17 protein-coding genes are annotated in these 22532 nt (G+C 45.5%); 10 read left to right on the top strand and 7 right to left on the bottom strand.

Annotated features, from left to right (window positions below):
- Nucleotides 1-27 precede the first annotated feature (27 nt).
- Nucleotides 28-1305 (top strand): PQQ-dependent sugar dehydrogenase, encoded by a 1278-nt coding sequence (locus tag Q1A23_RS15435; RefSeq protein WP_299824872.1) that lies wholly within the window; start codon nt 28-30, stop codon nt 1303-1305.
- A 100-nt stretch (nt 1306-1405) separates the two neighbouring features.
- Here the strand turns inward: Q1A23_RS15435 and Q1A23_RS15430 are convergent, their stop codons facing one another.
- Complete coding sequence (locus tag Q1A23_RS15430) at nt 1406-2080, bottom strand: YceI family protein (protein WP_299824870.1); 675 nt, start codon at nt 2078-2080, stop codon at nt 1406-1408.
- 207 nt (nt 2081-2287) lie between these two features.
- Between Q1A23_RS15430 and Q1A23_RS15425 the strand changes: the two genes are divergently transcribed.
- The gene (locus Q1A23_RS15425; protein WP_299824868.1) at nt 2288-4105 is read left to right on the top strand and encodes a family 10 glycosylhydrolase; all 1818 of its coding nucleotides are present in this window, start codon (nt 2288-2290) and stop codon (nt 4103-4105) included.
- A 108-nt stretch (nt 4106-4213) separates the two neighbouring features.
- On the opposite strand, the gene Q1A23_RS15420 is transcribed toward Q1A23_RS15425, so the two are convergent.
- The 3 genes from Q1A23_RS15420 to Q1A23_RS15410 form a co-directional block, all read right to left on the bottom strand.
- Nucleotides 4214-6700 carry an outer membrane beta-barrel family protein gene (locus Q1A23_RS15420; RefSeq protein ID WP_299824867.1) on the bottom strand — a complete coding sequence of 829 codons (2487 nt, stop codon included), beginning with the start codon at nt 6698-6700 and terminating at the stop codon, nt 4214-4216.
- 286 nt (nt 6701-6986) lie between these two features.
- The gene (locus tag Q1A23_RS15415) at nt 6987-7289 is read right to left on the bottom strand and encodes a hypothetical protein (RefSeq protein ID WP_299824865.1); all 303 of its coding nucleotides are present in this window, start codon (nt 7287-7289) and stop codon (nt 6987-6989) included.
- Nucleotides 7290-7427: 138 nt separating this feature from the next.
- A complete protein-coding gene (locus Q1A23_RS15410; RefSeq protein WP_299824863.1) occupies nt 7428-9854 on the bottom strand; it encodes an FtsX-like permease family protein in 2427 nt (808 codons plus the stop codon).
- A 256-nt stretch (nt 9855-10110) separates the two neighbouring features.
- Between Q1A23_RS15410 and Q1A23_RS15405 the strand changes: the two genes are divergently transcribed.
- The 7 genes from Q1A23_RS15405 to Q1A23_RS15375 all read left to right on the top strand — a co-directional run bounded on the left by Q1A23_RS15405 (nt 10111) and on the right by Q1A23_RS15375 (nt 18274).
- Nucleotides 10111-11472 carry a sigma-54 dependent transcriptional regulator gene (locus Q1A23_RS15405; protein WP_299824861.1) on the top strand — a complete coding sequence of 454 codons (1362 nt, stop codon included), beginning with the start codon at nt 10111-10113 and terminating at the stop codon, nt 11470-11472.
- Complete coding sequence (locus Q1A23_RS15400) at nt 11462-12820, top strand: HAMP domain-containing sensor histidine kinase (RefSeq protein WP_299824859.1); 1359 nt, start codon at nt 11462-11464, stop codon at nt 12818-12820. The genes Q1A23_RS15405 and Q1A23_RS15400 overlap by 11 nt, the downstream gene beginning before the upstream one ends.
- A gap of 153 nt (nt 12821-12973) precedes the next feature.
- Complete coding sequence (locus tag Q1A23_RS15395) at nt 12974-13165, top strand: cold shock domain-containing protein (protein WP_299824857.1); 192 nt, start codon at nt 12974-12976, stop codon at nt 13163-13165.
- 128 nt (nt 13166-13293) lie between these two features.
- Complete coding sequence (locus tag Q1A23_RS15390) at nt 13294-13521, top strand: hypothetical protein (RefSeq protein WP_299824855.1); 228 nt, start codon at nt 13294-13296, stop codon at nt 13519-13521.
- Between the two features lie 55 nt (nt 13522-13576).
- A complete protein-coding gene (locus Q1A23_RS15385) occupies nt 13577-14032 on the top strand; it encodes a cold shock domain-containing protein (RefSeq protein ID WP_299824853.1) in 456 nt (151 codons plus the stop codon).
- A 651-nt stretch (nt 14033-14683) separates the two neighbouring features.
- Nucleotides 14684-16123: an RtcB family protein gene (locus Q1A23_RS15380; protein WP_299824851.1), complete on the top strand. Its 1440-nt coding sequence runs from the start codon at nt 14684-14686 to the stop codon at nt 16121-16123.
- Between the two features lie 696 nt (nt 16124-16819).
- Entirely contained in the window at nt 16820-18274 is a 1455-nt protein-coding gene (locus Q1A23_RS15375) for an alanine/glycine:cation symporter family protein (protein WP_299824850.1), read from the top strand.
- Between the two features lie 95 nt (nt 18275-18369).
- On the opposite strand, the gene Q1A23_RS15370 is transcribed toward Q1A23_RS15375, so the two are convergent.
- Nucleotides 18370-18660, bottom strand: coding sequence for an isoamylase early set domain-containing protein (locus Q1A23_RS15370; protein ID WP_299824849.1), 291 nt, complete (start codon nt 18658-18660; stop codon nt 18370-18372).
- Nucleotides 18661-19142: 482 nt separating this feature from the next.
- Here Q1A23_RS15370 and Q1A23_RS15365 point away from each other — a divergent pair, with 482 nt between their 5' ends.
- Nucleotides 19143-19361, top strand: a complete 219-nt coding sequence (locus Q1A23_RS15365; RefSeq protein WP_299824848.1) for a hypothetical protein — start codon at nt 19143-19145, stop codon at nt 19359-19361.
- 259 nt (nt 19362-19620) lie between these two features.
- Here Q1A23_RS15365 and Q1A23_RS19615 read toward each other — a convergent pair whose 3' ends face one another.
- Complete coding sequence (locus Q1A23_RS19615) at nt 19621-19773, bottom strand: GIY-YIG nuclease family protein (protein WP_363322069.1); 153 nt, start codon at nt 19771-19773, stop codon at nt 19621-19623.
- Between the two features lie 275 nt (nt 19774-20048).
- Nucleotides 20049-22502 (bottom strand): ATP-dependent helicase HrpB, encoded by a 2454-nt coding sequence (hrpB, locus tag Q1A23_RS15355; RefSeq protein ID WP_299824847.1) that lies wholly within the window; start codon nt 22500-22502, stop codon nt 20049-20051.
- Nucleotides 22503-22532: the final 30 nt, after the last annotated feature.

Genomic DNA, 22532 nt, shown 5'->3' with positions numbered 1-22532 from the left:
GATACTGTCAAGTTTGAAAATAAAACCATGAGAAAAAACTATTCGCGTATACTGGCTGCCATTATACTTGCTGCTACCAGTACTGCCTGCAACACACAAACTACTTCCCAAACCGGAAGCACAACAGAAGAAGTCTCGCAACCGGAACAGCCCGCTACTCAAAATAACTGCACCCCTCTCGAGACACGGCAGGCAAACGTACCGGAGCAAGAACCTGCTTTCGAAGGCCAGACCCGCGCCTGTGGCATAAAATCAGACGTAGATTTTGAGGTGACTGTCATAACAAAAGGGCTGGAAAAACCATGGGCAGTAGAGCCACTTCCTAACGGAGATCTACTTGTTACAGAAAAGCCCGGACGCATGCGCATCGTTACCGCCTCCGGAGAAACAGGCGCGCCGTTAACAGGTGTGCCTAAAGTAGATGCACGTGGCCAGGGCGGCTTGCTTGATGTAGCCCTCAGCCCTGACTTTGCCACAGACCGTACTATATACTGGAGTTTTTCTGAACCACGTGCCAATGGCAATGCCACTAGTGTTGCAAAAGGAGTTTTATCCGAAGACCGCAAAAGCCTAAGCCAGGTAAAGGTTATTTTTCAGGCATTGCCTGCATTTGATGGCACCATGCATTATGGCTCCAGGCTTGCCTTTGCCCCAGACGGAACGCTGTTCGTAACATTGGGAGAACGCTCTAACATTAAAATAAGGCCACAAGCCCAGCACATGGATAGCCACATGGGGAAAGTGTTGCGCATTACAACAGAAGGTAAACCAGCGCAGGATAATCCTTTTGTAAACCAACAGGGAGCATTACCAGAGATCTGGTCGGTTGGCCACCGTAATGTACAGGCGGCTGCCGTTGATGCAGAGGGGCGCTTATGGATTGTAGATATGGGACCACAGGGAGGTGACGAGCTTAACCTTGTAGAAAAAGGCAAGAACTATGGTTGGCCGCTTGTTACCTATGGTGAAGAATACTCCGGTGAGCCTATTCCGAATGCGGTTACAAAAAAAGAGGGGTATGAGCAGCCTGTATACTACTGGGATCCGGTGATTGCTCCGTCTGGTGCGCAGTTTTATACTGGTGATGCTTTTCCGGAATGGCGTGGCAATTTATTCGTAGGAGCGCTTAAAGAACAGCGCCTGGTACGGTTGCAGCTAGAGAATGGCCGCGTAACCGGAGAAGAACACCTGCTTACAGACCGCGGCCAGCGCATACGCGATGTGCGCCAGGGGCCGGATGGAGCTCTCTATATTGTGACAGACCAAACAAACGGAGAGTTGTGGAAGCTAGCTCCACGCAGGTAAGTATGGCCTGGGCTGCTAATCAGGAAACTTTACGTTAAAGCATAAAAATAGCCCCTACTACATATAGGGGCTATTTTTATGTCATCAAACTTCGTGATACTTACCTGCTACCTACTGATTTGCTGGCTGCTTCGGCAACAAGCTTCAGGTCTATGGTAAAGGTATCGTATATAATTTTGTCTGCAGCAGTCCCTACCAAACCCGAACGGTACTTTATATCATACTTAGTCCGGTCTACTTCAATAACGGCAGTCGCTTCAGCTGTTTTAGCTGCAATTTTAACAGTAGCCGGAAAGGTAATCGGGTTTGTAATGCCCTTAATTGTCAGATCACCTGTAATAGTATAATTGGCCTCTCCAGCCTTTGCTTTCGAGATGGGTGTTGCTTTAGTTATCTTAAACGTAGATGTCTCAAACTTCTCAGTCGAGAAAAAATCATCAGACTTCAGGTGGTCTGTCAGGCGCTTGTTTGATTCCGGCCTCGTGATGTCCTCTACCACTATACTTGCCATATTGATAGCAAAGCTGCCCCCTGTAAGCTTGTTGCCATTTACCTGCAAAGCACCATCTGCCAACTTTATACTTCCATAGTGTTCTCCGCCAACTTTTTTAGCGTTCCACTTCATGGTGCTGCGTTCTGTGTTTACAGGGAGGGTTGTTGCAGCAGCCGCCACAACAGTTTTAGCGCTCATCGGGCCGTTTCCTGCGGCTACAGGCAATGCGTTTAAAATCGTGGCAAGGGCAAGCCCTCCAACAAGTGCGAGTTGCTTTTTCATAGAATTTTAGTTTTTGATTTTAAGGTTGATGTATAGCGGTACTAATGTAGTGATTTTGTGATAATTGCAAATAGCTTTAACTATATATTTATGTCAGGGTATCGTTTGATAGTATAAATTAGAGAGTTCCTATATGTGCTCGGTAATTCTGTGTAATTTGCAGCACAAATACGCCCGTTACACAAATTATCACCCTTTACAGTCTGGATGGCACTTGCTCCCTTAATTCGTTATATTTTAGATATTAAAGCCAAAGCTATACTTGTTGCCTTTATACTTTGCTTCCAGTTGATTAATGCCTTTGCCCAGGTGCAACCAAACCGTGAGTTCAGGGGAGTATGGGTGGCTACTGTAAGTAATCTGGACTGGCCCCAGCAAGGAGCCACGGCGGAGAGCCAAAAGACTGCTTTGCGAGCGCTATTCGATAAAATAAAAGATGCGAATCTGAATGTGGTCTTCTTCCAGGTCAGGACGGAAAGCGACGCATTTTACAAATCAGGCAAAGAACCCTGGTCCAGGTTCCTGACAGGCAAACAAGGCGTTGACCCCGGCTACGACCCGTTGGCCTTTGCGGTTGAAGAGGCACATAAAAGAGGGCTGGAACTGCACGCCTGGCTTAACCCATACAGGGTTCACACCTCTACCTCCTCCTCCATTGTATATGCCAGCAACCATGTTTCTAAAACCAAACCCGAGTGGCTACTTAGTTTTGAAACGGGCAAAAAAATACTTAACCCAGGTATACCGGCAGTAAGAGAGCATATCGCAACAGTAGTGCAAGAAATTGCAGCCAATTATGCAGTTGACGGCATACACTTCGACGATTACTTTTACCCATACCCTGAAGGCACCTTTACTGGTGTTACCACCGAAGACGCTCAAACATTTGCACAGCATGGGGCCGGGTTTTCAGATGTAAAAGACTGGCGCCGGAATAACATTAACGAAACCATCAGGCTGGTACATGAAACGCTGAAAACCACAAGGCCAACAGCTCGGTTCGGTGTAAGTCCATTTGGTATCTGGAAAAACGGAACTCCTACAGGAATCAGCGGAATGGATGCCTATAACTCCATTTATGCAGACCCCGTAACATGGCTGCAAAACAAATGGGTTGACTACCTTACACCCCAACTTTACTGGCCTATTGGGGGCGCCCAGGATTACCGCAAACTTTTAGAGTGGTGGTCTGATAAAGCAGTAGTGGCTTCGCGCCATTTGTATGTGGGCCATGCCCTGTATAAAACCAACTATACTGAGCAGGAAATACCGGATCAAATTGAGATCACGCGCTTAAACCGAAAACACAATGCCCTTGGGGATGTGCTGTACAGGGCCACTAACCTGACAGCTAACACAAATAATATTTATACGCTGCTGAAGAGCAGCACCTATAAATACCCGGCTGCGCCTCCGGCGATGCCCTGGCAAAATGCTGCGCCACCTGCTGCCCCTACCGAGTTAAGCATTGCAGTAAACGAAGCCACCGGTGCCTATGAAGTAAACTGGAAAAGAAACCCAACGAATACAGATTCCTTTAAGCGGTATATGCTTTATGCAACAGCTACAGCTCCTGCCAGTATAACCGATATTCCAGCAGGAGCAGTACGTGCTTTACGAGCAAGTGAATCTTTTACTATAGCAGCAGCAGATTTTCCGCAGCAGCCAACCTATTGGGTAGTTACTGAACTTGGCCCGGCTAATACCGAAAGCAACTTAAGCAATGTAGTAATTACCGGTAACCTGACAGCTTTACAGGAACCTGCTAAAGAGAGCATCCTCAAAGTATATCCTAACCCTGCAGCGCAGGTATTATATGTTGATATCGAACTATCGAAAAAATCGTTGGTGCGTGTCGAGTTAGTATCATTGGATGGGCGTAAAAGGTCGCGTGTGCTGCATGAAAAGTACGAAGCAGGCATGCACACCCTGACTATCAACAGGGAAAAAAATACCGCTGGTGTTTATGCGCTTATTGTCACAGTAGACAGGCAACGGGTTGTTAAGCGGGTCATCTTCAAGTAAGCTTTATACTTTAGTATCCTCTAAAATTTTATACTTGATAACCATACTTGTAAGTATAGCAGGACAAAGTATGATTATCAAGTATATATTAACCAAGGCAAAAATCATTTAGCCACCTGTACGGTTTAACTCCTCCAGGCTGTTATTCCGACGCTTCTCTTCAATTTTAGCTCCTTTGCTAAAGTTATAGCGAAGCGTCAAGCCGATACTTCGATTGCGTAAATACTGATCGAATTCGTTTATGTTCTCACCGATGTCCGTTTTAAACTTTAACCTATAGCTTTTAAAGAGGTCATTCACGGCAAGGCTAACATCCAGCTTATCATTTAATATACTTCTCTTTAGGCCAAGGTGCACCCACCACATTGGTGCAATCTGGTATAAACCGCCAACAGATGGCCCCCGGTAGGTTGCGTTTACTTCCATTTTAAGCTTGAGTGGGAGCAGTATGTTGTGGCTCGACTGCAGCATGTAAAACAACTGATCGTTTACCAATTGCTCTGCATTTACGGCAGTCTCAAACGCATTGTAGGCAAGCGTGAGGGTATTATTGGTGTCCCAGTTCTTCATCAGTTTAACTGGCGCTATGGCTGTCAAACTCAAGCTCTGGGAGTTATCTACATTGGCCGTGGTATAGATAGTTGTAGCGGACTCTACATCCAGGATCGGGTATTCTGAAATCACATCTTTTGTAAGGTTGTAGCTAAGCATCAGAGAGTAATCCTGCTTGTAGGCTTGCGTGATACTAAAAGCATGGGTGTACTGCGGCCGAAGAAACGGATTACCCTGCACGTAAGTATAGGGATCACGGTAAGAGATAAATGGATTTAAGTTACCATAGTTAGGCCTGTACAAACGGCGGCTATAACTGTAGCGCAGCTGGTAATCCTCGTTTACCTTTTGCTGTAAAAACACACTCGGAAAAAAATCAAGATACTCCCTGTTGGTTACCTGCCCTGTTGTTAAAGACTCGCCACGCGATGTGGTGCACTCCGCCCTCATCCCAGCCTGTGCAGAAAAACGATCATTTAATTTGCCACTCCAGTTTACGTAAGCGGCATAGATATTTTCTTCGTACTGGAAGTGATTTGATCTGCTAAGATCCAAAACCAATCCTTCGCTGTTGTTAAAGTAGAACCTGGAATCGTTATCAGAAACTACTCTACTAACTTTAGCACCTGTTTCTAATTTGTGGCCGTTGCTTAAGGCTCTGGTATAGTCTGCTTTGGCAGCGTATATATCATAACCATTTGGCGTATCGGTAAATAAAAAGTCTTGTCGTACTGGCTTGTCCGTTGCCAGACTATCGTAAAAGTTAAAGAAGTCTGAGTCGCCGCGGTTCGTTATCCGAACATAGTCCAAATCTGCTGATAAGGTGGAGCCTGAAGTATCCAGCTTCGCCATATAATGCAGGTTGGTGGTCAGGTTGCTGAAACGGTTACGCGTGTAATTATTCGCATCTATGTATAGCTCCGGCTGGTTGGCTGCACTCCCCATATAGGTATCTGTCAGAAAGTCCGCCTCCAGGTAGTTGGTAACATAATAGGCCATAAAGCCAACAGAATGGTTTTGGTTTATGCTGTAATCTGTACCCACACGAACAGAAGGCGGTCCCTCTACCTGGTAGTTTCCAGTTGCCACCTGGTCGAAGTAAGTTGTTTGCTCCGGGGCATAAAATACACGCGTAAACGTTGCCTCTCTCCCTCCTACACGGCGTGCTGCATCCAGGTTAAGAAATGAATTCCACTTACCACTTTTATAGTTTATGTTTCCTCCGGCAGTATACCCAAAGTCCTTCCAGTTATAGGTAAGTCCTGAATAAATGCTGCCATTTATACCTTGCTGCTCATTCTTCTTCAGGTTGATGTTTAAAATACCTGAAGCACCCTCGGCGTCATATCTCGCTGATGGGTTGGTGATAATCTCAATGTTCTTTATGTTTTCTGCCGACATACCTTCCAGCATAGTCCGCAGGTCGCGGCCGGACAGATACGTTAATTTACCGTCGAGCATAATGGTTACCCCAGCCCTGCCGTTTAATTGTATATTGCCTTCCTGATCAACGAAAACACCTGGCGACTTGGCAAGAACATCAAACGCCGTACTACCGGCAGCCATTGCTGTACCAGCCACGCTCACAACCATCTTATCTGCTTCCAGGGTAATAGTAGGACGTAGTGCCTGCACATTTACCTCCTGCAATTGCCTGGCAACAGGGCTTATTTTAACAGCTCCAAGTATAACTTCTGGCTTAGCTGCCGTAATGGAAATGCCCTCAATAACTTTGGTTTTGTAGCCAATAAAGCTGATAGCCAGCTTATACGTTCCTGTACCTACCTCCGATAAAGTAAAGCTGCCTTTCGTATCTGTTAAGGTGCTGGTTGTAGCCTGCGTAGACCCTTGCTGCAACAGGGCAACCGTAGCAAATTCGAGAGGCTTGCCTGTAAGTGAGTCTGATAACATCCCTGAGATTTTACCTGTGCTCAAAGTAGCAGCCTGAGCTGGCGACTGTGCATTTACTTGCGCCCTTCCTGAGCAAATAATGGTGAGGAATAGGCATAGCTGTCCCATTAAAAAGAGTACACTTTTTTTCATAGTATAGGTTATTTAGTTGTCGTAGATTAAGGTTAGAACCAAAAGTATAGTAATGACAAAACACCACTAGTACAGTTGCATCTGCTGTTAAATATTTTTGGTTAAAACCTTGATTTTGTTGGAGCAGCAAGGCTATAGCGTATTTTTCAAAAGCCTCCTAAACTAATTCGGTCACCTGTTTCCTCTCTTGTACTTAAATTGCCAGAGAAGTTCAGGCCCGGGTACTCTGTGTTACACCTATAAAGTATAAAGCTATACTGTATATGCATTAAGGGCGATTGGAGGTTTACTCTTTCAATGACTTTATCGCTATCCCGTGGATCTTAAGTGCAATGTATTTATCAATGCTTGTGAAACTATATCTTTTCTGCTTGGCCTGCTTGATGAATTCTTCATTCACGCCATGAATCCTGGCTTCCATCACCTTCTTCATACTAAGGTCTTTGTAACGCATAGCATGTACCTCCTTTACATATTCCTCGCTAACACCGTGAATCTTAGCCTCCAGTACTTCCTGCATGGTAGGCTTCCTGTTGCTATACTTCTGATAAAGTCTACATAACTTAGGTAAACCTTCTCCGAGTTGCAATGAAAATTCTGTATGTATGAAAGACAGGAAACAAGACTTTAAACTCAGGACTAGTATTTATTCTAGCCCTGAGTTTACCATTAAAGACCTGATCTAAATCAATTGAAACTAACTAGTTATAATAAGCGGCTTTTACCACTACTCGAACCTCAAATTAAGTATAGGGTTAACTCTTGCTGCCTTCAAAGCCTGGTAGCTGATCGTGAGAAAGGCGATAATTGCAGCTATCAGGCCGGCTACCAGGAACACCCAAATAGGAATCTCAATGCGATAGGCAAAATCTTGCAGCCATAGGCGCATGGCGTACCAGGCAAGCGGAAAGGCTACAATGGCTGCCACTACAACCAACTTCAGAAACTCCTTCGAAAGTAAGGCTACAATAGTAGCATTGTCAGCACCCATTACTTTGCGAATTCCTATTTCTTTTTTTCTGCGTTCTGCCGCGTATGCAGCCAAGCCAAACAATCCCAGGCAAGCCACAAAAATGGCGATACCGGTAAAAATCAAAAGCAGGGTTTTAAGTTTATCTTCTGCCTTATACATCTTCTCAAAGTTATCATCCATAAAAATGTATTCCAGCGGGTAATCGGGTACGAACTTATTCCATACTTCTTCCACTCCTTTTATAGATCCAGCCAGGTTACCAACGTCCATTTTCACGGCAACTTTCCAGTAGGCACCCGGGAAAATCTGAAGCACTGTTGGCTCCATTTTATCGTAAAGGCTTTTGAAATGGAAGTCTTTCACTACGCCAATAATCTTACCTTCTTTAGTAGAGTCAGGGTTGATGTTATTCCATACTTTCCATAGCAAGGGCTGCCCTAAAGCGTTTTCAGGCGTACCGTAGCCTAGCTCCCTAACGGCAGTTTCGTTTATCATAAAGCCATGGTCAGCATCGGTAGGGTACTGCCTGGAGAAGGGCCGCCCTGCCACTACCTGCACGTTTAGTGTATTGATATAATCATGATCCACCATTAACTGGGTTACCGAATGGCTTACTGTTTTCCCATCTTTCGGTACAATAATACCGTCTCCGGCAGTTGCGTCACCCGGGAAGCCATACCCTATCGACACGTTTTTAACTCCTGGTGTCTTTAAAACTTCGCTTTTAAAAGCCTCATAATTCTCGTACAGGTTATCTCCCCTCATCTGGAAAAACATGATCTGTTCTTTATCAAAACCCAGGTCTTTGTTGTGCAGGTAGGATACTTGTTTATAAACAACAAATGCGCAGATAATCAAGAACACAGACAAAGAAAACTGCACCACAATCAAACCATGGCGCAGCCATTGTATTCTGCCAATGCGGCTTTCGCTAACAACGGCACCTTTAAGCACCCGCACCGGGTTAAACCCTGAGAGCACCAGCGCAGGATAAAAGCCTGCCAACACACCAACAACTAACGTTAAGGCAAGCAGCACCAGCAGTAGTTCAGGTTGTGCAAACACATTAAACGTCATTTGCTTGTCTGTAAAGGCATTAAGCAATGGCAAAAGCAAAGAGGTAAGTGCTGCAGAGAAAATAACGCTGATCAGCGTAAGCAGAATTGTTTCGGCTAAGAACTGGAAAACCAACTGCCCTCGGTGGGCTCCTATTGCTTTACGCACCCCCACTTCCCGGGCTCGCTGCATCGACTTGGCAGTAGCCAGGTTAACGAAGTTAAAGCAAGCAATCAGCAGTATAAACACAGCTATCACACTAATGGCATTTACATAGGTAATGTTGCCCTTGTAAATCTGGTCGTGTTTAAAGCCGGCAGAGTATAAGTAAATTTTATTTAGTGGCTGAAAAACAGGTGTGTATTCATAGGCTTTATTTGTTTCAGCGTCTACCTGTTTCTGTATTACTTTAAGCAACTTGGACTGGGCTGATAGTGCATCAGCTCCTTTTTGCAGTTTAACATACGTATAAAACTGCTGCCAGCCCCAGCTTTTCATTCTTTCTGGCGGCAGCTCTGCAGCTGCCATCGGAAGTATAAAGTTTACAGGTAAGTGAAATTTATTTTCGCTACTGAAAACACCTTTTACCAGGAACACCTGCTTATTTACAGCTACCTCTTTTCCTACCGGGTCTGTATTACCAAACACCTTTTCCGCAAACTTGTCTGATATGACAATAGATGATGGGTCTGCCAGCGCTTTTTCCGGAGAGCCATATACAAATGGCAGCTGAAACACTTCAAAAAAAGTAGGATCTGTAAAGAAACGCCCTTTCTCGTACATGCGCTTCCCTCCTGCCTCTATCAGGTTATTTGCATCAAACTGAAGCATCAGAATACGTGCAACAGTCTCTACCTCTGGTATACCTTGCTCCAGGGTGGTGCCAAACATAGGAGGTGTAACTGCTAAAACCTCAGCGGACTCAGTAGCCGACATGTCGTTATAAATACGGTAGACCTGCTCTCCCTCTGGCAAGAACTTGTCGTACTGCAGTTCATCGTACACAAACAACCCGATAAGCATACAGGCGGTAAGGCCCAGCGCCAAACCAGAGATATTTATGAAAGTAAACCCCTTATGCATAAAGAGATTCCGGTAGGCAGTAGTGAAGTAGTTTCTGAACATAGTTTTAAGGGGCTACAGGTCTAAGTTTTGATTTCATTTCCTCATAAAAACGGTATCAGAACATATGCCACAAGTATAAAAACCTGTAAAACAATCATTTAACGCACAAGCAATTAATTGAGCATGTGCAGAATCGCGCATAAGGTGTGCGATTTTGCACACCCTTCATTATAATAAATCCCTAAAATAGTTGTGTTACAGCGTATTGCAAGTATGGCATAATTATAGTTTATTTAGCTACTATACATACCGCCCTATGCAATTAAAGAAAGCATCCATACTTATCATAGACGATGACACAGACGTGTTGACTGCAGTACGCCTGTTAGTGAGGCCGTATGTAAAGGAAATCGTAGCTGAGAAAAACCCGGAGCAAATTCCGTCTCTGCTAAAAAATAACAGCTTTGATGCCGTTCTGCTGGACATGAACTTTAAAAGCGCCTTGAACACCGGCAACGAAGGCTTGTATTGGCTAAAGAAGATAAAAGAGCTAAAGCCCGAAACTGCCGTAATTATGATCACCGCTTACGCCGATATAGACCTGGCTATCCGCTCGCTGAAAGAAGGAGCATATGATTTTGTGGTAAAGCCCTGGCATAACGACAAGCTACTGAGCGCACTCACAAACGCTATCAGTCAGAAGGAAAGCAGCGTGAAAGGCACTACCAGCGCAAAGGCAGCAGTAAAAGGAAATGGCACCGAGCTGCTTGGAGAATCTGAGGCGATGCAGGACATCTTTCTGAAGATTAAAAGAATAGCCCCTACTGATGCAAACATACTTATACTTGGTGAAAACGGCACCGGCAAAGAACTCATAGCAAAAGCCATACATGAGCAGTCGTTGCGTGCAAACAAGCCTTTCATCAAAGTAGATGTCGGCGCGCTGACAGAGTCGCTTTTTGAAAGCGAGTTGTTCGGGCATAAAAAAGGAGCCTTTACCGATGCCCGCGAAGACCGGGCAGGCAGGTTTGAGGCAGCACATGGCGGCACCATTTTCCTGGATGAAATTGGTAATATATCGCTGCACCAGCAATCTAAATTACTGAGTGTGTTGCAGAACAGGCAGGTACTACGCCTGGGCTCTAACGAACCCATAGACATAGATGTGCGCCTGCTTTGTGCTACCAATGTACCGCTGGCAGAACTGGCAAATGAGGCCCATTTTAGAAAGGACTTGATTTATCGCATCAATACAGTAGAAATAATGGTGCCACCACTCCGCAAACGTGCAAACGATGTGTTGCTGTTGGCGAAGCACTTTATGGGCGTGTATGCAGCAAAGTATATGAAATCTGTTCCGGAGCTTTCGCAACAGGCAATGCAAAAGCTTAAAGCTTACCACTACCCAGGCAATGTGCGCGAACTGCAATATGCCATAGAGCGCGCTATCATTATGGCAGATGGCTATGTTCTGGAGCCACAGGACATACTTTTCTCCCCCATAGAGTCTGCCCCGGCTAACGAAGCCATACTACAGGAATCGAACCTGGAAGAACTGGAGAAAGCTACCATACACCGGGTTATGGAAAAGCACGGCGGCAACATGACAAAAGCAGCTAAAGAACTCGGTATTACCCGTACTGCGTTGTACCGTAGATTGGGCAAGTATGAAATATAAGTCTTTCGAAGCAAAGCTAATTTTTAGGGTAGTCCTGCTCCTAGTCACGCTCAGTTTGCCTGCCCTCGTTATACTTAAACGTTTGCCAGAGTTGCTGGTGTTTCTGCTACCGGTAATTATATTCCAGGTAGTAGAGCTTATTAAGTTTTTAAGGCAGGTACAAGCTGAATTTAACCAGTTTGTAGAGTCGGTGCATTACCGTGATTTTTCGAGGTTTTTTAATGAGAAGCATGCACCCATCCAGTTGGAGATGCTGCGGAAAGGATTTAATGAGATCAACTCAACTTTAAAGGCAATCAGCACCGAAAAAGAGAGCCAGTTCCAGAACCTGCAGAAAGTAATGGAGTTGGTAAATACCGGTATTATTTCTTACAAGATGGATACCGGGGAGATGGTTCTGATGAATGAGCCCTTGAAAAAACTACTGCACCTACCTTTTATGCAGTCCATTCATTACCTGGCTAAGCGCGACCCCACTTTGTACGAAGACGTGGTGCATTTACAAACAGGGCGCAGTAAGATAGCCACCGCCAATACGGCTCACTTCGAGAAAAATTCCTTTAAAGTGCTCTTAGCTGCTACTGCCTTTCAGCATGAAGGAGAAAAGTATAAATTGGTAGCCTTCCAGAATGTGAATGAGGCCCTGGATGAAACAGAAGCACAGGCGTGGCAAAAGCTACTTAACGTGATGACCCACGAGATTATGAATTCCGTGGCACCCATCTCGTCGCTTGCGCAAACGCTGAAGGCACGACTACAGGAAATAGAAAGCAGAAACCCCACACCAGAAGATGTAGAAGACATGCAAGTTGGCATAGAAACAATAAAACGCCGCAGCGAAGGTTTACTGCGTTTTTCGGAAACATACCGCAACCTGAGTAAGATAAACCAGCTCAGGCTCGAGACGGTGTCAGTACAGGAGCTTTTAGCAAATCTGCAGCAGCTGATGCAACCCACCCTGGCTCAGAAAAACATCCGTTTGGTTATACTTGTAAAAGACCCTGCCTTAAAAGTACAGGCCGATACTAATTTGCTGGACCAGGTCCTGATCAACTTACTCGTTAATGCCATGGAGGCAGTTAAAGATAATCCCGAACCTGAAATCATACTTGCCGCTTACCAGGATTCGGAACAGAGAACAGTCATAAAAATAACCGATAACGGCATTGGTATGTCCAAGGAGGTGCAGGAAAAAGTATTTATTCCTTTCTTCAGTACAAAGAAGCAGGGAAGCGGCATAGGCCTTAGCCTATGCAAGCAAATTGTGCTGCTGCACAAGGCCACCATACAACTACAATCCGCAGAGGGCGAAGGCACCGCCTTTACACTAAGATTTAACAAAGCCTGACCCAACAATTAGGTTTTATATTGGCGCCTCAGAAAATAAAAACCAGTTTAATGACTTTAATACAAGAATTGTAAACTTTTTATTGTATCTTGTAAAAAATAATGAACAAATACACCCCTACAAATGTAGTAAGTGTATAATAAACAACATCATATGAATAACGGAACAGTAAAATTCTTCAATGACCTGAAAGGGTTCGGGTTCATCAAAGAAGAAAATTCAAATCAGGAGTACTTTGTGCACGTTTCTGGTTTAGTTAATGAAATCAGAGAAAACGACAAAGTTACTTTTGACCTACAAGAAGGTAAAAGAGGACTAAATGCAGTAAATGTTAAGCTTGCTTAGTCTGGCGATATAACTCATTTGAAAAAGCCTTACGTTCTGTAAGGCTTTTTTATTTGTCTTATCAAGCCCCGGATGCGCCTCTAACAATCTGATCCGCTATCATAGAGCAATTTTAAAAAAAACCTGAGATGAACAGAAAATATTTAGTTGACACAACAACCCGTGAATACCTGTGCGTTGCATTGCAAAAAGGACAGGAATGGGAGCCAAATAACCAGGACTCTCTATCAAGTTTCATGGACTCCAGATCCAACAAAGATAACCCTGACTTCGAACTGGTGTCGGGTGAATACAATGACAATTCCTTCTTCGAGAAGTGGATACGTAACGGCACTAACTTCCTATTTCGCTATTAAGCGGTGTTTTCCGTATAGTATATAGTGCCAAATAATTAATAACTTAAAGCAAACCATGGGTAGATCGCAAGAAACGTTTAGTAAAAAAGAAAAAGAGAAGAAAAGACTTAAAAAGAGACAGGATAAAGAGGCCAAAAAGGAAGACCGCAAGGCTAACTCAAACAAAGGCCAGGGCTTAGATGATATGCTTGCCTATGTTGATGATAACGGCAACATCACCTCTACTCCTCCAGATCCTACAAAGAAGAAGAAAGAAATTAAGCAGGAGGATATCCAGATTGGCGTGTCCAAGCAAGAGGAGCCTGATCCGGCTGATCTGATCAGAAAAGGAACAGTAACTTTCTTTAACACATCAAAAGGCTATGGCTTTATCAGGGACCATGATACACAGGAAAGCATTTTTGTGCACCAGAACGGTTTAACATGCCCGATAAAAGAAAACGACAAAGTTACATTTGAAGTAGAGAAAGGCCAGAAAGGCTTGAATGCTGTTAATGTAAAAGCCGCTTAATACTACCTGGCATAATTGTTAACCCGGCTTTTCCCGCCTTCGGTAACAATTATACTTATCCTATTCGCTTATACTAACATACACAAAGGTACTTACTTCTCAGTAAGTGCCTTTCCTGTTTTATAGATGTGCCATTAAGTGTATTGATGCAATCAGTTGGGGGGAGGGTAGCAAGCGCAAATGCGTCAGGTGTGTTCTCAGAATGCTTAAAAAAAGAAAAGGGCTCCCGTAAAGGAGCCCTTTCTATATTATTGAAATGAATTATCTAGTAAAACTTTTCAACTTTTTAGCCACCCTTTTTTACGGGGTAATTCACACCAAGGTTACAGAATGTATAAAAAAAGATGCAATTTTTTTTCTGACCCTCTAATTTTAAGTCTCTATAGGGCATAACCGTAGCTAATCATATCCCTGTTAAGGTTACTATACTTTAAAATAACGGGTTTCAATAGCTAACAGCTCCTTCTATAGCTATTTAAGGCAAAGGTAGAAATTCATGAGCTTTTCCGCTATTGGTTAGCAACAAGTCTACTATAAAGTCGATAGGTAGCAATTTAAGGTCAGGCTATAACTGACAGACGTCTTACTCTGGCTCTTTCAACTCTATACTGCCCAATCTTCGTACAATAACTCCCGACACAACCGACAGCTATGGCGAAGAAAAAGAATAAAACAGCATCTAAGAAACTGACTGCAAAAGACCTGATGAATATTGGCTTTCCTTCTGGTAAACCATTGAGCACAGCACTAAATATCGTTCATACTTATTTTACCGAGTTAGGCAAGAACCACCAGATAGAGCTGGTCCAGGATGTACTGACGGCTCCGGAACAATATAAAATGCATGTAACACTTGGCCCGCTGGCACAAGCCATACTTGCGCACAAAGAAATTGCCCCCATAAACCTTATATCAGAAAACATACCCTATAAAATTTACGGAGCCGAGGGAATTGAAGAAGGAGCATTAAAACAAATGGAAATAGCCATGCGCTTGCCAGTTACCGTGGCTGGAGCCTTAATGCCTGATGCACACCAGGGCTATGGACTTCCGATTGGCGGGGTGCTTGCGGTTGAGAACGCCGTGATTCCTTATGGTGTGGGCGTGGATATTGGTTGCCGCATGAGCATGAGTATTTATAACATACACCCGGGTTACATAGACAAAAAACGGGACGAGCTGAAAAAGATTCTCCTTGATAACACACGTTTTGGCTTTACCTCATTTAAAAGGCCAATGGAGCATGAGATCATGGAGCGTCCGGAATTCCAGGAGATACCGATCATACATGAATTAAAGGACAGAGCTTATAGCCAATTAGGCACATCAGGGGGCGGCAACCACTTTGTAGAGTTTGGCATAGTGGAAATACAGGATGAGCAGAATGAATTTAACCTGCCACTTGGCTCTTATTTGTCGGTACTCTCCCACTCCGGCTCACGTGGGCTGGGTGCCAATATTGCTGGCTACTATACCAAGGTAGCCATGGATAGCTGTAAATTGCCGCAGGAGGCTAAACACCTCGCCTGGTTAGACCTGGACTCAGAAGCAGGTCAGGAATACTGGCTGGCCATGAACCTGGCCGGCGATTATGCCTCTGCCTGTCACCACCAGATACATGCCCGTATGGCTACTGCCTTGGGAGAAACTCCCCTGGCCACAATCGAAAACCACCACAACTTTGCCTGGAAAGAAAAGAATGCCAAAGGCAATGAATATATCGTGCACCGTAAAGGAGCTACACCAGCCGGTAAGGGAGTGCTTGGCATCATTCCGGGCTCTATGGCTACACCGGGCTTTATAGTGCGTGGCAAAGGCGAGGCTGCCTCCATTAACTCGGCTTCGCATGGTGCCGGACGTGTTATGTCCCGAACGCAGGCAAAGAAGACACTAACCAAACCGGAGGTGCATAAATTTATTCAAAAGGCAGGCATAGAGGTAATAGGTTCGGATCTGGACGAAGCGCCAATGGTATACAAAGACATACACCAGGTGATGGCAGCCCAGCAAGGCCTGGTAGAGGTTGTTGGCACTTTTCACCCGAGAATAGTGCGCATGAACGGCGATGAAAAGTATATGGAAGTAGATTGAAGTATAACACACGTGGATGGCTGCCACCTAAGCCATGCCTTTGAAACTACTTATGGCTGTAAATTGAGCTGTAAAAAAGTGCATCAGGAGGGTATAAAAACAATAAGGGATCCCGCCAAGGATCCCTTATTTTATATTGAAAGGTTAATTAGGTAAAATTAAACTTTTCAACTTTTTAGCCACCCTTTTTTACGGGGATAAGTATGGCAAGGTTACAAAGTGGTAAAAATTAATGCAATTTTTTTTCTGGCATTCGCGCTTTCATCGCATATTAGGCTCTAAAAGGGGTTTTTAGCCCTAAAAGAATTTAAATTATATTTATAAACGAGTGCAAATTAAAAATCCTACCCTTCAGCCCCTGCACCACTTCCCTCCTTTACTTAAAGCGTTACTAAACTACACTTCTTGCAATTAGTGCAAAAAGAGAATTGGAGCAATGCGCTGCTTAGTAACATGGAGATCAGCTTAAGCCATACTTTACTGGATGCATGCGGTTGATGACTCGCCATAGCACGAAGTATGATTCAGGTTTTGATCAGGAAACTCCCTTTTAATAAGGCGGCTTGGCAGCAGCAAATGACCGGAACTTGTTTTAAAACCATGAGAATATGAAATATTTCCCTTATTTTGAAGGACACAAACCTTACCTAAACTAAAACAAAGCAACCAGAGGCCCTGCTACCCTCTTTCTACCTTATGGAAAAACTCATTAGTACGATTAACGACATTGTCTGGAGCGAAGCGCTCATTTTTCTTTGCCTGGGAGCAGGCGTATATTTTTCTATTGTTACCAAATTCCTGCAGGTTCGCTACCTCCGCGAAATGGTACGCCTGCTTTTCAAAGGCGAATCATCAAACAAAGGCGTTAGTTCGTTTCAGGCTTTCTCGATAGCAATTGCCGGCCGCGTGGGCACTGGTAACATTGCCGGTGTGGCAACAGCCATAGCCATGGGCGGACCAGGTGCTGTTTTCTGGATGTGGATGATCGCTTTTCTGGGTAGTGCCTCCGCTTTTATCGAAGCCACGTTAGGCCAGATATACAAGCAGGTAGAACATGGCGAATACAGAGGCGGCCCAGCCTATTACATCGAAAAAGGACTTGGCGTGAAGTGGTATGCCGTAGTTTTTGCGGTGGCTACTATTATAAGCATGGCACTATTCCTGCCCGGCGTTCAGAGCAATAGCATTGCCACCGGCATGAACACAGCCTTTACCATACCTACTGCAGTAACCGGCGCAGGCATATGTGTATTTTTGGCGCTTATTATTTTTGGCGGTGTAAAGCGTATCGGTAAGGTAGCCCAATATGTGGTTCCGTTTATGGCCGGCGCATACATCCTCATGACCATCGTTATTATTGCGATGAATATAACAGAAGTACCCGCTGTGCTCAGCCTGATCGTACGTTCTGCGTTTGACCTGGAGCCTGCTTTTGCCGGTGTATTCGGTATGGCTATTTCGTGGGGCGTGAAGCGCGGTATTTACTCAAACGAAGCCGGACAAGGCACAGCACCACATGCCGCCGCCGCCGCCGAGGTAAGCCACCCAGCCAAGCAAGGCTTGGTGCAAGCGTTTTCGGTTTACGTGGATACGCTGTTTGTTTGTACAGCAACAGCTTTCATGATCTTGTTTACGGGGCAGTATAACGTGGTAAACCCTGAAGGTGGTTTTATAGTGGAGAACCTGCCTAACGTAGCCTTCGGGCCAGAATATACGCAGCAGGCAATTAATACCTATTTCCCTTCCATGGGTAGCGGCTTTGTGGCTATTGCCCTGCTGTTCTTTGCGTTTACAACCATTATGGCCTATTACTACATCGCCGAAACTAACCTGAGCTACCTGGATAAAAAAGGAAACAAGTGGTTGCTATGGACTTTGCGCACGCTGCTCCTGGTAGCAACTTTCTATGGTTCAATAAAAACGGCAGAGTCAGCGTGGATGCTGGGTGATATCGGGGTTGGTATTATGGCCTGGTTAAACGTGGTTGCCATTATCTTACTCCGAAAACCGGCACTTCGCGCCTTAAAGGATTACAGCGAGCAACGCAAAGCAGGTAAAGACCCCGTATTTAATGCCAAAAAGTTAGGAATCAAAAATGCGGAAGAATGGCAGAAGGAGGGGCAGCCCGAAAAAGAGTTATTGACGGTATAAACTATAACGGCATGCAATTATTTGGTAAAGCAGGTTCAGCAGAACCTGCTTTACTTTTTTTAGCAACCGGGCACATGCATGCGCCAGACTTATACTTATACTGTTAAAACACTATTCGTGCCGCCGTACTCATTCGGGTTTTCGCTGTCGGCATCCGGGTCGTTTCGCCATTCGGTACCATTTACGAGATATTTAAATTCATGTATACTGTTCTTGGGCAGCGTCTGAACACATTCAAAAATGCCATTCTTTTTCCTGCTCATGGCAAGTGGTTTATCCCAATCGTTGTTCAGGCCTAAAATTTCAACTCTATCCGCATCTTCTATACTTACTGCAAACTTTACCTTGCATTGGTCTTTTGTTTTCAAGTATGTTTTCTGAATCATTTTCTTTCGGGTTATTGCATTAAGGTTTACTTCAATTTAACTTACTGATGTTGCCAGCGGTATAGTACAGGTGTAACCAAACTGCAGTACTCCTGCCGTGGTAAAAAATTGCTGGCAGTTACCTTTACTCTAACAAGCGCTTTTTTGTTAATGTCTTATGCAGTAAAGCTTTAAAAAGAAAACGCTAACGTACACAAGCAAGTCTGCAGGCAAGGGCTACAGTATAAGTTGTCCTTAGCTTCGCCTAATTATACGCAGGCTAAACTTCTGCTGCTTTACGCCAACTTATCCTAGCAAATCACCCACCTGAAGTATAAGCTTTGAGAGGGACCAAACTAGGTTTAAAGTATACCCGATTTAGAGGGAACAGGTGGCTAAATGTAACTTTATCAATCTCTTACCTCGTAAACAAAGTATATTTTATGCTCTCATCCCAACTGATATTGAGGGCATAATGATTTTTAATTTAAATACTTTAGATAATGAAAAAGTTAATTTTAGCAGGAGCCGTAGTATTTGCATCATTTGGTTTTTACGCCTGTGGGGGTAACGAAGGTACCACTCAAGGAGAAATGGACGGTACTGTAATTGATTCGGATACGACTGTATCTGAGTTAGAAGTAGAGCAAACTGTCCGTGATGTGGATACAACCGTTACAACAGAAACTGAAACAATAGACCCAAATCAGAACCAGCAATAAACTGTAGTTCTCCTGAATAAGAAATAAAAGTTGATCACATAAGGTGGAGGAAAGGCTGAAAGGTCTTTCCTCCATTTTTTAAAGCTTAGAATACTTCACAAACTACAGCTCTCCTGCTATCAGTTCGTTTAAGAATTTAAGCAACGGATTTTGTTTTTTGACAAGTGCCTCCTTTTTTACTCCTGCTCCAGTTCTTCAACTGCTTTTCGCGGGCAATCGCATCATCCGGGGTAGTATGTCGCTCGTAATAGATTAGGGTTTAACAGTTATACCTTCCAGCAAAAGTTTTACTATCTCCGGAGTTTTGATAATGTTCATCCAAACGCCGAGGCAGCTCATTAGTGACTCCTATATAAAAGGTAGAGCGGGTAGTGTTGGAAGTAATATAAACGAAGTATTTGCTGTTGAACATAGCTGTAGGTCGAGCTTGGTGAACTATACAAATATTACAGTAGTTCCTTTTGCATAACATGAGTAACTACAAATCAACCATTCTATAAATTGATGTCATCCCGAGCGCAGCCGAGGGATCTTATGTGTCTTCAAAACAAAGCTATACTACATTACCTCATTATTCCTGGTAAAGAAAATCGACAATGTAACACTCAATTATACTGCTGTATAAGATCCCTCGGCTGCGCTCGGGATATCAAAAAAGGTCTGACACTCTAATATTTTCTAAACTATCTAACTAACTCCCCTCTCCCACTTCACATCCGGAAACACCACTTCCAGTTGCCGCTTGATCACTCTATAATTGCCTTTCCAGAAAGTAGCCAGGTCAGATACGGTGGTGATCGGCTTCAGGTCCGGCGTAAGCAGATGCAGCTCTACTGTCATCTCACCCTCATCTACGGTAGGGCTTTGCTCCCACGCCAGTATATCCTGCAGGCGTATCTCCAGCTTAGGCTGCGTGCCGTCCGGTTTATACGCCAGTTCTATACTTGATCCATCCGGCAATATTATACTTGGTGGTGCCAGTACATCCAATCTTGCCAGTTTAGTCTCTTCTACAAACTTCTGAAGTATAGGCAACAGCTCCAGTTCCATCAGTTCATCCGGGTGCTCGATGTCAAACAAGTATGATTTGAGCCAGTCCCAGTTGGTCATCAGCAACGTAGCTGTGCTTACATCTGGCCATCCTTCTGCCGGACGCCATTTGCGCAGACTCAGCACGCGGTTTTGCCATTGCGTTACTTCCTCGTTAAAGTCCAGCAGGTGCTCGCCTTCCAGCTTAATAGCCTCCGATATGGCCGGTACGCGGTGCTTCTCATCAGGTGGCGGCAGCGGCTTGCTTTGCAAAACGATGCTACCAATGCGTGTATCCATAGAAGCGGTGAGTTCGCCGTCGTTTACGTCCCAATGGTATACTTCCTGCTGCTTTACGAGTGGTGCTAAATCTCTTGGGTTGAGTGGTGAGGCCAGGAAAATACGGCCCGGGTTATCTTCATTGCCAGCGTGCAGGTGCGCAATGGCCAGCCAGGGTTCGTGCGCCAGGTCGTCGCGGTGGCCGGCAGACGCATACTTGCCGTTTGCCAGCTGGAACTGCGCGTTGTTTCCCGGCCGGGCGTAGGCGATGCGCTCGGGATAGCAATGCGTGAGCAGCACTCCGGTTTCATATTCATCAAAGGTGCCGTTATCAGGCTCAATCGTAAACAGCTGACGGTACGAACGGGCAATCTTTTCGATCTTGCCGAAACGCTTGCCCTGCCCCTGCTCTTTTCTATACCTTCTAAGGGCTTCAATTCTTAAATTAATATCGATGCCGGCGTTGCGGTCCAGCGGGTCGCGCTCTTCCAGGATGGCGGCAATATCGCTTGCCAATGCCACCTGGTCGGTTTCTTCGGCTTTAAGCAGCATGTGCGCGATGCGTGGGTGGCAGGGCAGCGTGTGCATGCGCTTGCCATGCTCGGTTATGCGGCCGTTCTCCAGCGCCTGCAACTGGTGCAGCATTTCGGTGGCCGATTGCAGGGCAGCGCGCGGTGGCGGGTTCAGCCAGGTAAGGCCACGGATATCGGTGATGCCCCATTGCGCCATGTCGAGCACCAAGTTGGCCAAGTCGGCTTCCATGATCTCGGGGGTGCGGTGCGGGGCCATACGCTCCTGCGTAGTTTTACTCCACATGCGGTAAGCCGTACCTGGGCCCAAACGACCGGCGCGACCGGCACGCTGGTCGGCGGCGTCTTTGGAGATGCGCACCGTTTCGAGGCGCGACAAACCGGACTTCGGATCGAAGCGGGAGGTTTTGCCGAAGCCCGTATCCACTACCACCGAAATGCCTTCTATGGTTAAGCTGGTCTCGGCTATACTTGTGGCTAGTACCACTTTGCGTTTGCCTTCGCGGTTGGGCATAATGGCGGCGTATTGCTTATTAAAAGGCAGCATCCCGAACAGCGGGTGTATCTTAAAATCGCGAAGCTGCCTGCGTAGTAACTCTTCTACTTTCCGGATGTCGTTTTCGCCGGGCAGGAACACGAGGATATCGCCTTCCTGCTCCTTTGCTGCCTGCTGAACCACTTTGGCTGTCATTTCGGGCAGCATGCGGTCGTCGGCGTCGCCGGTGTAAAAGGTTTCGATGGGGTATTGCCGCCCCATACTTTGCGCCACCGGGGCCTTGAGCAGACTCGTGAGCTGGGGCATATCCAGGGTGGCCGACATCACCATAATGCGCAGGTCCGGGCGAAGCGTGTGCTGCGCTTCCCGGCTCAGGGCCATGGCTACATCGGCATGGATGCTGCGCTCATGAAACTCATCGAAGATCACGATGCCCACACCCGTAAGCGAGCGGTCGCTGTGGATCATGCGGGTAAGGATGCCTTCGGTTACGACCTCGATGCGGGTTTGCTCGGAGATGCGCGTCTCGAAACGGATGCGGTAACCGACGGTCTGGCCTACCTCCTCGCCCAGCAGCTGTGCCAGGCGCTCAGCAATGGTTTTGGCCGCCAGTCGCCGGGGCTCCAGCATCACGATCTTCTGATCTTTCAGCCAGGGCTCGTCGAGTATAGCCAACGGCAGCAAGGTGCTTTTACCGGCTCCGGGAGGTGCATTTACGATCAGCGTATTCTGCGCCGCCAGGTGCTCCCTAACAGCAGGTATAATTTCCCGAACGGGTAGGTCTATGGTAAATGGATTGAAGGGCAAAGCTTGATTTGATACGTTCAGCTAAAGATG

It is taken from the genome of uncultured Pontibacter sp. (assembly GCF_947492645.1).
Lineage (GTDB): Bacteria > Bacteroidota > Bacteroidia > Cytophagales > Hymenobacteraceae > Pontibacter.
Note: the sequence above shows the minus strand (reverse complement) of the source record. Positions and strands in the feature narration are given on the sequence as shown.